The organism is Phycisphaerae bacterium (assembly GCA_012729815.1).
GTDB lineage: Bacteria > Planctomycetota > Phycisphaerae > JAAYCJ01 > JAAYCJ01 > JAAYCJ01.
In genome coordinates this window covers 1-13,076 of the sequence record JAAYCJ010000237.1, presented here as the reverse complement: position 1 = coordinate 13,076, position 13,076 = coordinate 1, and the positions used below count along the sequence as shown (strand labels likewise).

The following is a 13,076-nucleotide window of genomic DNA, read 5'->3' as shown; positions in this document are numbered from 1 at the left end:
CCCACCGCCAGACTCATCGTCCCAGCCGCCCCAAACAACAGCACAAACCCATACGCCGTCAGCGCCGTCGTCAACACCCCGATAAAGAAATACTTCGCCGCCGCCTCCTCCGCCAGCCGATGCCGACGCGACAACCCCACCAGCACAAACCCCGGGATCGAAATCAGCTCCAACCCCAGAAACAGCATCACCAGATCGCCCGCCAACCCCACCATCGCCAACCCAGCCGCCGCGAACAGAACCATCGCGAAAAACTCGCCGCAGACCCGCTCCTCCGTCTGGTTGAACGACACCAGCACCCCCAAAATCGCCGCCGCCAGCGCCGTCACCGCCACGTACATCCCAAGCGGATCCGCCACCAGCTTCCCCACCGCCACCGCCGCCGACGGCTCCGGCCACAACAGCAACGCCCAACTCGCCGCCGCCAGCGCCACGATGCTGATCATCGCCGTCAACGCCCGAGTCCCCTCGCGACCCTCGCGCAACGCCGACACCAGCGCGGCCAGCACCGCCCCAATCGTCAACACAGCCGGTATGGCAATGATCCTACCGATGCCTTCCATCAACGAACACCTTCACCGAATTCAAATCCTCAGCCGACGCGCCCGACCGCTCGCCCACATCGCTCACCTGCGTCAGCGCCGCCCGCTCATCGTCCACAAACATCGCACCCGCCGGCACGTCATCCTGCCGCATCAACACCGCCTGCGAAACGTCCGTCGCCGCCGGCATGATCCCATCGATCATCGGCCCGGGCCACAACCCGATCAACACCACCAACACCGCCAGCGGCGCCAGCACCCCGATCTCCCGCCCCGACACATCCCTCACCGCCCCCTCATAACGCTCCGGCAGCCGCACCGGCCCGAAAAATACCCGCCGCAAAAGGTACAAAATGTACACCGCCGACAGCACGATCCCAAACGCCGCCACCACCCCATACGCCAGCGGAATCGGCCCGACGCCCAACCGCATCGGCCCAGGCGCCTCGCTCGTAAAAGCCGCCAGCAACACCATGAACTCGCTCACAAACCCGTTCAGCCCCGGCAACGCCACCGCCGACAGACCGAATAAGACCGCGAACGCCGTCAACACCGGCATCCGCTCCGCCAACCCGCCCACCTCATCCATGCTCCGCGTGTGAACCCGCTCGTAAATCATCCCCACCACAAAAAACAACGCCGCCGTGCTGATCCCGTGATTCACCATGTACAGCACGCTGCCCGCCACCCCCACCGGCTTCAACGCGAACATCCCCAACATCACAAACCCCATGTGACTCACCGACGTATACGCCACCAGCCGCTTGAAATCCCTCTGAGCCCACGCCGCCAACGCCCCATACACAATCGCAATCACCGCCAGCAGCCCCAAAAACGGCGCAAACGCAAAACTCGCCTCCGGCAAAATCGGCAGACAGAACCGCAAAAACCCATAGCTCCCCAGCTTCAGCAACAACCCCGCCAACATCACGCTGCCCGCCGTCGGCGCCTCCGTATGCGCCAGCGGCAACCACGTGTGAAGCGGAAACAGCGGCACCTTGATCGCAAACCCCGCGAACATCGCCCAGAACAACGCCGCCTGAACCGCAAAACCGATCGCCCCGCTCCGCCCAAGCTCCGCAAGCTGCCGAATGTCAAAACTCAGCACCCCCGTCTCCTGGCGGCCAAGCACCGCCAGAAAGAGCACGCCCGCGAACGTCAGCAAACTCCCCGCGATCGTATAAATGAAAAACATCGTCGCCGCCCGACGACGCTCCTGCGATCCCCAAATCCCGATCAAAAAATACAGCGGCAGCAGCGTGAACTCAAAAAAGATGTAAAACAGCAACAAATCCATCGCGCAGAACACGCCCATGCACGCCCCGCCCAACAGCAGCAGCAGAACGTAAAACTCCTTCCGCCGCTCCACCACCGACCCAAAACTCCCCACCACCGCCAGCGGCAACAGCAACGCCCCCAACGCCAGCAAAAACACCGAAATCCCATCCACCCCCACGTGATACCGTATATCGACTCCGGGCATCGCCGCCCCGCCGATCCACGCCACGTCCTGCTCGAGCACGTAATCGCCCGTCGGACCCGCTGCGAAAAACATCGCCACCACCAGCGCCGCCAACACCAGCGACACCAACGCCGCTGCCGTCGCCACCGCCTTGACCGCCCGAACCGCCTCCCGCGGCAGCAACGCGATCAGCACCGCTCCAACCACCGGAGCGAAAATCGTCAACGTCAGTATCCAACCTTCCAGAAATTCCATCGATCAACCCGCCAACCTGAGTATCGCCAGCAGCATCAACGCCAACACCACCAATCCCGCCAGCGCATAGCCCTGCACCGCCCCGCGCTGCAACAGCCGCAAACCATAACCCAACCCGCGCGGAACCGCCGCAATCGTATACAAAACCCCGTTGATCACCGACGAATCCGTCGCGTCCGACCCCCACGCCAACCGCCGCAACGGCCCGACCACCGCCGCCTGATACACCTCATCGACGTAATACTTCTGATGTACCAGCCCATACGCCCCGCGCAGCAGCGCCCGTCCCGCTCCGCTCCCAACTCCCCACCGCTCCACCACGCCGCGACCGCCCCGATACAACACCCACGCCAAGCCCACCATCGCCAGCGCCAAGACCGTCAACCCGCCCGATACGAACCAGTGCGACACGCCGCCTTCCTCAGCCGCATGGCCCGCCGAACCGCTCCACGCCGTCGCCCCCTCCAGCACCCGCTCGATCCATCCATGCCCAACCGGCCAACCCAACGCCGCGCCGACCGCCACCGACCCAGCCGCCAGCAGCGCCATCGGCCAACGCATCCACCGCTCCACCTCGCCCGCGTGACGCCCAGCCTCCGCCGGAACCCGCAGCTCCCCGTGAAACGCCCGAAAGAACATCCGAAAAATATAGAACGCCGTCAGCGCCGCCGTCACGATCGCCAGCATCCCAAGCACCGGATGCCCGTGCAGCGCCGCCCCGATGATCTCATCCTTGCTCCAGAACCCCGCCAGAGGCGGTACGCCCGCCAACGCCAGACATCCCACCAGGCATGCCCCGTACGTCACCGGCATGATCCGCCGCAACCCGCCGATCCGGCGAATGTCGATCTCGCCCGCCATCGCGTGCATCACCGCACCCGCCGTCAAAAACAGCAGCCCCTTGAAAAATGCGTGCGTCACCAGATGAAAAACCCCCGCCGCCGGCGCCAACACGCCAACCCCCAAAAACATGTACCCAAGCTGGCTGATCGTGCTGTACGCCAGTATCCGCTTCATGTCGTACTGCGCCAACGCGATCGTCGCCGCATAGATCGCCGTCAACCCCCCGACAATCGCCACCACCTCCAACGCCACCGGCGAAGCCGCAAAAATCGCCCCGCAACGCGCCACCATGTACACGCCCGCCGTCACCATCGTCGCCGCGTGAATCAACGCGCTCACCGGAGTCGGTCCCTCCATCGCGTCCGGCAGCCACACGTACAGCGGCAACTGGGCGCTCTTGCCCACCGCCCCGCAAAACAGCAGCAACGCCACAAGCGTCGCCATCCCCGCCGACCACTCGCCCACCCTCCCGAACACCTCCCCATAACCCGCCGCCCCCAGCGTCAAAACGATCGTCAACACCCCGATCGCAAACCCCAGATCCCCGATCCGGTTCACCGCGAACGCCTTCACCGCCGCGTTCGCCGCCGACGGCTTGCGATACCAGAACCCGATCAGCAGATAACTGCACATCCCCACCGCCTCCCAGCCCAGGTACAGCAGCAGGAAATTGTCCGCCAGCACCAGCACGCACATCGACGCCACAAACAACGCCAGCAACGCGAAAAACCGCGGATAACCCGCATCCTCCCGCATGTACCCGCGCGAATACACCACAATCAGAAAACTCACCACCGTCACCGTCGCCAGCATCACCGCCGTCAGGCCGTCGATGTAAAAGCCGAAGCTCGCCCCAATCCCGATCGGCATCCACTCGCCCACCGCCACCCGCATCGCCAGGTCCGGATCGCCCGCAAATCCCCCAGCGATCAGCACCGACAGCGCCGCCGCACCGCCCACGCCCGCGATCGCCGCCCAGTGCGCCCCGCGACGGACCTTCGCCAGCGCCATCGCCCCCGCCACCGCCGCGCCCAACAGCGGTAACAGCACAATCCACCGCGCCAGCACCGAAATGTTCTCGCCAACCCAGCCGTTCAATTCAGCCTCGCATCTCCGTCAACGTCTCCGCGTCCAACGTCTGACGCCCGCGGAACACCACGATAATCAACGCCAGCCCCACCGCCGCCTCCGCCGCCGCCACCGCCAGCAGCATCATCACAAACGCCTGGCCCTCCAGCGTCCCATGAAAACGCCCGAACGCCACCGCCGCGATGATCACCGCCTGGAACATCACCTCGCTCGAAAGGAACATCACGATCAGGTTCCGCCGCGTCACAAACCCCACCAGCCCGACCGTGAAAATCAAACCCGAAAGTACGATATAAGGCAGCAAATGCTGGCTCATGGCTGCTCCTCGGCCGATGGCCCCATCGCACGCTTCGCCGCCGCCAGCGCGATCGCTCCGATCACCGCCGCCAGCAAGATCGCGCCCGCCAGCTCCAACGCCGCCACGTAATCGATCAGCACCACCCGCCCCAACTCCACCAGGTTCGTTTCGCTCGGCCCCACCGCCGACCGCCCATCCGCCATCGGCAACGCCGCCAACGACACGCCCACCACCGCCGCCGCCAATACGCCTACCACCGTCCGCCCCGCGTACCGGTCATACTCCGCCGGCGCCGTCGATTGCGCCAGCATGATCACGAAGATGTACACCACGATGATCGCACCCGCGTAAACCAATATCAGCACCGCCGCCAGCAGCTCCCCGCCCATCAAAAGCACCAGCGCCGCCGTCGCCAGCACCAGCAGCACCAGGTACAAAGCCGAATACATCAGCCGAGAATGCGTCACCACCTTCACCGCACTCAAGATCGCCGCCGCCGCCGATACCCCGAACACCACATCCGCCAGCCAGCTCGCCGCGTACTGCCGACTCAGCCGATACCCCACAAACGCCACCGCCGCCGCCAACGCCAACCACCCCAGCCCTCGCAAAAAACGAGACCGCTGCGGCGCCAGAAGAAACAGCGCCAACGCAACCAATCCAAACAGCAGGATGGACGCCTCCAGAACCACCTTGTACTCCACGCCGACGGCCGCGACTCCAAACGCCGCAACCCGTCGAACTACTTCTTCTCGTCGTTGTTGTTGCTGTCGCCGTTCGTATCGTACCCGACGATCCGCGGCTGCTTGTACGGCTTCATCCCTTGCGTCGCGTGATACACCTCGATCAGCTTGTCCTGATCGAACATCATCTCCTCGCGGGTGTAACTCACCGGCTCGAACAGCGGCGTCAGCTCGATCGCCGCCACCGGACACGCCTCCTCGCACATCCCACAGAATATACAGCGAAGCTCGTCGATCACAAAGCTTTCGGGATATTTTTCCCGGTCCGGCCACGGCGACTCCATCGCCTCAATGCTGATGCACCGCGCCGGACAGATCGTCTCGCACATCAGGCACGCCACGCACTTGAGCCGACCCTGATCGTCCAGGTTCAGCCGGTGAAACGCCCGGTGATTCTGCACCCGAAGCGGACGACGCTCCTCCGGATACTGCACCGTCACCTTCCGGCCGAAAAAATGCCGAAGCGTCGTCCACAAACCACGCAAAATCGACGTAAAGAACATCCGCTGACCCGTCGTCAGCTTCGGCTCCTCGATCACCAGTATGTCCTGATCCTTCATCACCGACTATCCCGCCTGGGCCGCGTCCGTCGCCGCAGCCGACCGGCTTTCCTTCAAGTACATCCAGCCGTACACGCCCACCAGAACCGCCACGTTCCCCACCAGCATCCACACCGTCCGCGCCAACCCAAGATACGCCAGCACCCCCGATACACACAGCAGCACCAGCGACGCCGGCAGAAGACCGCACCACCCGTAACGCAGAAGCTGATCGAACCGGAAACGCGGCAGCGTCCAGCGGACCCACATGAACACGAAAATCATCACGACGACCTTCCCCGAGAAGATCGCCGCCTTCAATAGCGTCTGACCGATCCCGCCCTCCACCGCCGGCGTCAGATACGGCAGGTGCCAGCCGCCAAGAAACAGCGTCACCAACAGCGCCGATGAACCGATCAGGTGCGAATACTCGCCCAGAAAGAACATCGCGAACTTCATCGACGAGTACTCGGTGTGGAACCCGCCCACCAGCTCCTGCTCCGACTCCGGAAGGTCGAACGGAAGCCGGTTCGCCTCCGCGAATGCGCAGATCAAAAACACCAGAAATACCGCCGGCTGGTACAATATGAACCACCCCTCCGCCGCTTGACGTGCCACAATCGCCTCCGGCCGAAGATCGCCCGCCAGAAGCACCACCGACAATAGCGCCAACCCCAGCGGCGCCTCGTAGCTCAGCATCTGAGACGCCCCGCGAAGCGCCCCGAAAAATGGGTACTTGCTGTTGCTCGCCCAGCCGCCCAGGATGATCCCGTATACGCTCGCCGTCGCGATCATCACCACGTACAGCACCCCGATATCCAACCCCGGTGCGATCTGAACCGCCACCGGAGACTCCAGCCACGGAACCCGAAGCACCCCCCCGAACGGAATGATCGCCAGCGTCGCCATCGCCCCGAACATCGCCAAAGCCGGAGCCAGAACGAACAGCGGGCCGTCCGCCTTGCCCGGAATCACCTCTTCCTTCAAAAAAATCTTCAAGCCGTCCGCGAACGACTGCAACAACCCCCACGGACCCACCCGGTTAGGCCCCAGCCGGTCCTGGATGTACGCCGCCACCTTCCGCTCCATCAAAATCAAAAACGGCAGCGATCCCATCGTCACCGCGACCACCACGATCGCCAGAACCACCGAACTGACCAGAAACTGCGTCTCCATCGTCCTAATGTATCCCCTTCGCCAATTTCGGCGGCTCATACGCCTCAAACCCGTCGAGCAACTTCGCCAACTCCTTCCGCACCACGCTCGCCCGATACACCCCCGTCTGCCCGACCATCGCCGCCAGCCATTGCCCGTCCTGCACCAACCCCATCGGCGGGATCACCGCCCGACGGAACGGCTGAACCAGATTCTTCGCGTTGATAAACGACCCTTCCCGCTCCACCCAAACCGTCATCGGCAGCACCACGTCCGCCCGCTCGCTCAGCGAACTCGCGTACGTGTCGTGCACCGCCAGCAGCCCCGGCTTCTCCACAAACCCGAACGTCCGGTCGATCGTATCGTCGAAATACCCGCCGCTGATCCAAAGCCCATCGATCCGACCCTCCGCCAGCGCCGACCGCAACGCCTCCACCGTCATCCGCGGCCCGCCCAGCTTCTCCAGAATCATCCGTAGCCCGCGACCGTTCGGAGCCTTCTCCGCGTTGATCGTAAACCCGCTGCGAAAGACCTCGTTCCGCTCCGCCCGCGGCTCCGGCCCGCCCACCAGCACCGCCTCCGGATCCATCGAACGCACCATCGTCGCCGCCAGATAGATCGTCTCGCAGTCCATCATCGGCGACAGCACCGCCGCCAGACGGCCGCGACCGTGCCCCTCCACGAACTCCCGCAGCCGCTCCGCCAGCACCTCCGCCACCCGGTCCCACTTCACCGCCCGACGCTCGCCCTCCTCGACGAATTCAAAACCCATCAGCCGGTCGTCGCGGTACACCTGCTTCCACAGATACCGACCGTCGTCGCACATCCAATAACCGTTCACCTCCGGGTTGTACCGCGGCCGGAACCGCCCGATCTTCTCGTCCCGGTAGTCCACCCAGATCGTGCATCCGCTCGCGCAGCCGCTGCACACCGACGCCGCCGACTGCAAGTACCACACCCGCTCCCGGAACAGAAACTCCTTGTCCAGAAACGCACCCACCGGGCAGATGTCCGCCACGTTGCCCGACATCTTGTCTTCCAGCGAACAACCCGGATGAACGTCGATCTCGCACCGGTGACCGCGGTTGACGATTGCCACCTCTGACCCGCCCGACACCTCCCGGCAGAACCGCACGCAACGGCTGCACAGAATGCACCGGTCCGCGTACAGCAATATGTGCTCGCCCACGTCCTTCTTCGGCTGCTTCGTCTTCGGATCGATCATCCGCGAATGCGCCGAACCGTGCCAGTAGTCGTAATCCTGAAGCCAGCACTCGCCCGCCTGGTCGCACACCGGGCAATCCAGCGGGTGATTCAACAACAAGTGCTCCATCACCGCCGCGCGGCTCGCCTTCACCTTCTCCGTCTGCGTGTAAACCCGGATCCCCCGCTTGACCGGCGTCGAACACGAAGGCACCAGCCGAGGAACACGACGCAAATCCCCCGACTTCGCGTCAAAATCGTCCATCTCCACCAGACAAAGCCGGCAACTCGCCACCACCGACATCCCAGGATGCCAGCAATAGTACGGAATCGCGATCCCGTGATCCAAAGCCGTCCGCAACACGCTATCGCCCATCCGGCCCTGAACCGTCCGGTCGTCGATCACAAACTCAACGAATTGTTCCTGCGCTTCCGCCATCATACCACTCACGCCACCGCCAGACCCTTCGCCTTGCGCTCCTCCATCCGTTCCTCCAACTCCGCCCGAAACTTCGTCACCAGCGTCCGCAGCGGGTACGACGCCCCGTCCGACAACCCGCAGATGCTCTGGCCCGTCATCATCCCCATCCGCTCCGTCTGCTCCGCGATGATGTCCAGGTCCTCGCTCCGACCGCCCCCCGCCAGCATCCGACGCGCCATCTTGTACATCCAGCCCGTCCCCTCCCGGCACTGCGTGCACTGGCCGCACGACTCCGACGAGAAAAACCGCGCCGTGTTGTGCAGCACCTTCAGCATGTCCGTCGTCTCATCCAGCACCACCACCGCCCCCGTCCCCATCCCCAGGCACCCGTTCTTCTCCCGCGTGAAACTCTCGAACGCCATCGGCACGTCGATCTCGTCCGCCGTCAGAAAACCCGTCGAAATCCCGCCCGGAATCACCGCCTTGATCGACCGATCCTCGCGGACCCCGCCTGCGCACTCGTAAATCAGCGTCTTGAGATTCACCCCCAGCGGCCGCTCGAACACGCCCGGACTCTTCACGTGACCCGAAACGCAGAACAGCTTCGGACCCGGACTCCGCTCCGTCCCCAGCGACCGGAACCAATCCGCCCCGCGATCCACAATGTGCAGAACGCACGTCAGCGTCTCAACGTTGTTGATGATCGTCGGCTCCCCCGCCAACCCGCGAATCGCCGGATACGGCGGCTTGATCCGCGGCCACGGGCGCTTGCCCTCCAGACTCTCCAGCAGCCCCGTCTCCTCCCCGCAAATGTACGCCCCAGCGTTGCGGAACAGGTGCACCTCCAACTCGAACCCGCTTCCCAGAATGTTCCGACCCAACAACCCCGCCTCACGCGCCTCCCCGATCGCCGACTCCAGCGCCGCCGCCTGCTGCGGATACTCGTACCGGATGTACACGTACGCCCGCTGCGCCCGAACCGCGTACGCCGAAATGATGATCCCCTCCAGCACCTGGTGCGGATCGCTCTCCATCTGCACCCGATTGCAGAACGTCCCCGGCTCCGCCTCGTCCGCGTTCACGCACAAATACGTCTTCGTCCGGCCCTGCGGCAGAAACGTCCACTTCAACCCCGTCGGAAATCCCGCCCCGCCGCGGCCCAGCAGACCCGACTGCCTGACCTGATCGACGATCGCCGCCGGCTCGCTCTTCAGCGCCTTCTCCAATACCTTATACCCGCCGCGCTCGCGGTAGACCGCCAGCTTCCGGACCTCCGCCACGCCGCGGTTCCTCAGCAACACCGGTTTGTACTGCGAATCGCTCATCATGCGTACCGGCTCAAAATCCCGTCCAACTCGTCCTTTCGCACCGGCCCGTACCCGTCGCCGTCCACCAGCATGTACGGCGCCTTCTCGCACGCCCCCATGCACTCCTCCGTGATCAGCGTGAACCGCCCGTCCGCCGTCGTCTCATGCTCGCCAATCTTAAGCTTCCGCTTCAACTCGCCCAGCAGATCCTCGCCGCCGCACACCTCGCAGCTCAATCCCCGGCACACCATCACCACGTGACGACCCTTCGGACCCCGCCACAAGTGGCTGTAAAAGCTCAGCGTGTCCATCACCGTCGCCGGCGCCAGCTCCAACGCCGCCGCCACCTCTTCCACCGCCCGCTCCGACACGTACCCCGCCTCCTCCTGAACCGCCAACAGCGTCGGCAGAAGCGCCGACTGATTCGTCGGATACTGCCTCCGAAACTCCGCGATCCGCCCGCGCAAACCCTCCGTCAACACCGGCCCGTCACCCGGCCCAACCTGCTTCTCTCTTCTATTCAGCGCCTTCCAGCCCATCGTCTAAGTCTCACCTAGCCTGCCCAACCAAGTGCTCCAAGCCGCCTCCGGCAACGTCTTCATTTTGCACTTTTCTATTTAGTATTTTCATTTTTCATTTCCCCTCCGCCTTCTGGCTTCTGAATTCTGACTTCTGAATTCTTCCCCACCACCTACCTGTCCAACTCCGCCGCGATAATATTCAAACTTCCAAGTACCGCCACCACATCCGAAATCTGATGCCCCTCGATCATCAGCGGCATCGCCTGCATGTGGATAAACGACGGCGGCCGACACCGCGCCCGATACGCCCGCGGCCCACCGTCCGACACAATGAAAAATCCCAACTCGCCGTTCGCTGTCTCATTGGCGTGATATACCTCGCCCAGCGGCGGCGTAAAACTCCGATTCGGCATGATCATCTCGAAGTGATGGATCAGCCCTTCGATCGAACCGTAAACCTCCCGCTTCGGCGGCAGCGTCATCTTCGTGTTCGGATCCACGCTCACCGGCCCAACCGGCAGCTTGTCCAACGCCTGCTCAAGGATCCGCAGCGACTGGCGCATCTCCTCCACCCGCACCAGGTACCGCGCGTAGCAATCCCCGCCCGTCGCAATCGGCACCTTGAAGTCAAACTCCTCATAGCACAGATACGGCTCGTCCTTCCGCAAATCGCGCCTCACCCCGCTCGCCCGCGCCAACGGTCCGGTCAGCGACCACGCGATCGCCTCATCGCGACTCACCACGCCGATTCCCTTGGTCCGATCCACGAAAATCCGATTCGTCGTCAGCAGCGACTCGATGTCGTCCAGCGCCTTGGGCAACCGTCCGCAAAACACGCGGCAGCGATCGACCCAGCCGTCCGGGATGTCCTGGCTCAGACCGCCCACCCGCGTGTAGCTGTTCGTAAACCTATGGCCGCACGCCAGTTCGAACAGGTCGTAGATCATCTCCCGTTCGTAAAAACCGTACAGGAAAGGCGTAAACGCGCCCAGGTCCAGCGCCGCGGCGCCGACGCTCAGCAGATGGTCGCTGATCCGCGAGAGTTCCGCCATGATGACCCGCAGAAAGCGGCAGCGCGGCGTAACCTCAATTCCCATAAGGCGTTCCACCGTTCCGTGCCACGCGATGTTGTTGGCCAGCGGCGAAACGTAGTTCATCCGGTCGGTGACCACCACGTACTGGTTGAAATCGAGGTCCTCGCCGAGCTTTTCGAACCCGCTGTGGAGGTAACCGATGTGCGGCGTGCACTTTACGACCTTTTCGCCGTCGAGCTTCAGCACGAGTCGAATCGTGGTGTGGGTGGCGGGGTGCTGAGGTCCGAAGTTGAGGGTCCAGACCTCACCCAGTCCGTCGTCGGTCCTGACTTTTTCCAGATCGTAGGCCATCGCGAATTTGTATGATTGTCATACAACCGAACAGTAGAACAATTGCCGGTCCGGAAACACGCTCAGGCGTCCTCCCGCGTCACTACCGGCAGGCTTTCTCTCTCGCCCATCCCTCGCAGCGGATAATCTTTCCGAAGTGGATGGGCGGTAAACCACTCCGGGCACACGATCCGCCGAAGGTCCTTGTGACCTTCGAATACGATGCCCAGAAGGTCGTAGACCTCGCGCTCCATCCACCCGGCGGCGGGCCAGACTTCGGCCACGCTGGGAATCCTCAAATCAGGCTCATCAAACATCATTTTAATCCACAGCCGCTGGCCGGATTCGTGCGACAGCAGGCTGTAAACCACCCCAAACCGTTCCTGGGCATCGGGATAGTTCAGGTAGTCCACGCCCGCCAGGTCGATCAGTTGATCGAACCGCCATTGCGGGTCGTTCCGCAGCAGGTACATCAGGTCCAGGAGCTTTTCCCGGTCCCTCAGCACGATGCATAACTGCTTGGGCGAACCGGGGTTATCCAGGAGCAGGGCGAGTTCCCAGCCCTCCGGGCCAAACTGCGTGGTCAGAAACTGCCGGACCTGGTCTTCTGTCACGAGATATTGCTCTCCGGCTGATGATGTGGCTTGTTGGAGAGCGCCGCAGGCAGGTCGTTCGAGTCGATCTTCTCATCCCGTTCGATCACCAGGCCCAGCGGCCGTCGGACCTTTTTGGCCAAGTCCGGATCGTCGATCAGCCGCTGGATGGCCATGATCGCTTCGAGCAGCGCTTCGGGACGCGGCGGGCAGCCGGGAATGTAGACGTCCACCGGCATGTAACGATCGATTCCCGGCACCACGGCGTAAGTGTTGAATACGCCGGAAGTACTGGCGCAGGCGCCCATGCTGATGACCCAGCGGGGCTCCGCCATCTGGAGGTAAATCCGCTGAAGAACCGGCATCATCTTGACCACGACGCGGCCGGCGACGAAGAGGACGTCGGCTTGGCGCGGGCTGAAGCGCAGGACTTCGGCGCCGAATCGGGCGATGTCGTATCGGCTGGCGGCTGTGGCCATCAGTTCGATGCCGCAGCAGGCGGTGGCGAAGGGAAGCGGCCAGAGGCTGTTGCGGCGGGCCCAGTTGACGGTGTGCTGGCGGGCCCAGGCGGCGATTCGGTCGAATCGGCCGACGACGATCTGGCCTTCGGGCGCTGTGCCGGGGCATTGGGATTGGGTGAAATTCGGGTCTAGGGCCACCGGAACGCTCCCTTCAGCCAGGCGTAGAGGTAGGCCAGGATCAGCAGGCCGGCAAAACCGATCATGCCGACGAAGAGGATGG

Annotated in this window: 14 protein-coding genes; all 14 read right to left on the bottom strand. The window is 63.5% G+C overall.

The features are described 5' to 3' along the window. Window positions 1–563, bottom strand: a 563-nt coding sequence (locus GXY33_15455; protein ID NLX06535.1) for a hypothetical protein, incomplete at its 3' end; no start/stop codon positions are given. After that, window positions 547–2,259, bottom strand: a complete 1,713-nt coding sequence (locus GXY33_15450; protein ID NLX06534.1) for an NADH-quinone oxidoreductase subunit M — start codon at window positions 2,257–2,259, stop codon at window positions 547–549. The genes GXY33_15450 and GXY33_15455, both read right to left, overlap by 17 nt. A 3-nt stretch (window positions 2,260–2,262) precedes the next feature. Continuing rightward, window positions 2,263–4,176 carry an NADH-quinone oxidoreductase subunit L gene (nuoL, locus tag GXY33_15445; protein NLX06533.1) on the bottom strand — a complete coding sequence of 638 codons (1,914 nt, stop codon included), beginning with the start codon at window positions 4,174–4,176 and terminating at the stop codon, window positions 2,263–2,265. A gap of 25 nt (window positions 4,177–4,201) precedes the next feature. After that, window positions 4,202–4,507, bottom strand: a complete 306-nt coding sequence (gene nuoK, locus GXY33_15440; protein ID NLX06532.1) for an NADH-quinone oxidoreductase subunit NuoK — start codon at window positions 4,505–4,507, stop codon at window positions 4,202–4,204. Continuing rightward, window positions 4,504–5,193 carry a hypothetical protein gene (locus GXY33_15435; GenBank protein NLX06531.1) on the bottom strand — a complete coding sequence of 230 codons (690 nt, stop codon included), beginning with the start codon at window positions 5,191–5,193 and terminating at the stop codon, window positions 4,504–4,506. The genes nuoK and GXY33_15435 overlap by 4 nt, the downstream gene beginning before the upstream one ends. A 38-nt stretch (window positions 5,194–5,231) precedes the next feature. Continuing rightward, the gene (locus tag GXY33_15430; GenBank protein ID NLX06530.1) at window positions 5,232–5,792 is read right to left on the bottom strand and encodes an NADH-quinone oxidoreductase subunit I; all 561 of its coding nucleotides are present in this window, start codon (window positions 5,790–5,792) and stop codon (window positions 5,232–5,234) included. Window positions 5,793–5,798: 6 nt separating this feature from the next. Beyond that, window positions 5,799–6,947: an NADH-quinone oxidoreductase subunit NuoH gene (gene nuoH, locus GXY33_15425; protein ID NLX06529.1), complete on the bottom strand. Its 1,149-nt coding sequence runs from the start codon at window positions 6,945–6,947 to the stop codon at window positions 5,799–5,801. Window positions 6,948–6,951: 4 nt separating this feature from the next. Continuing rightward, the gene (locus tag GXY33_15420; protein NLX06528.1) at window positions 6,952–8,568 is read right to left on the bottom strand and encodes a molybdopterin-dependent oxidoreductase; all 1,617 of its coding nucleotides are present in this window, start codon (window positions 8,566–8,568) and stop codon (window positions 6,952–6,954) included. 8 nt (window positions 8,569–8,576) lie between these two features. After that, the gene (nuoF, locus tag GXY33_15415; GenBank protein ID NLX06527.1) at window positions 8,577–9,875 is read right to left on the bottom strand and encodes an NADH-quinone oxidoreductase subunit NuoF; all 1,299 of its coding nucleotides are present in this window, start codon (window positions 9,873–9,875) and stop codon (window positions 8,577–8,579) included. Further along, window positions 9,875–10,396 carry an NAD(P)H-dependent oxidoreductase subunit E gene (locus tag GXY33_15410; GenBank protein NLX06526.1) on the bottom strand — a complete coding sequence of 174 codons (522 nt, stop codon included), beginning with the start codon at window positions 10,394–10,396 and terminating at the stop codon, window positions 9,875–9,877. Before GXY33_15410 ends, nuoF begins: the two co-directional genes overlap by 1 nt. A gap of 152 nt (window positions 10,397–10,548) precedes the next feature. Then, window positions 10,549–11,763, bottom strand: coding sequence for an NADH dehydrogenase (quinone) subunit D (gene nuoD / locus GXY33_15405; protein ID NLX06525.1), 1,215 nt, complete (start codon window positions 11,761–11,763; stop codon window positions 10,549–10,551). A 62-nt stretch (window positions 11,764–11,825) separates the two neighbouring features. Beyond that, entirely contained in the window at window positions 11,826–12,356 is a 531-nt protein-coding gene (locus tag GXY33_15400) for an NADH-quinone oxidoreductase subunit C (GenBank protein NLX06524.1), read from the bottom strand. Further along, complete coding sequence (gene nuoB / locus GXY33_15395; protein NLX06523.1) at window positions 12,353–12,934, bottom strand: NADH-quinone oxidoreductase subunit NuoB; 582 nt, start codon at window positions 12,932–12,934, stop codon at window positions 12,353–12,355. Before nuoB ends, GXY33_15400 begins: the two co-directional genes overlap by 4 nt. A gap of 50 nt (window positions 12,935–12,984) precedes the next feature. After that, window positions 12,985–13,076 (bottom strand): potassium transporter Kef (locus tag GXY33_15390; GenBank protein NLX06522.1); only part of this gene is annotated, 92 nt, incomplete at its 5' end.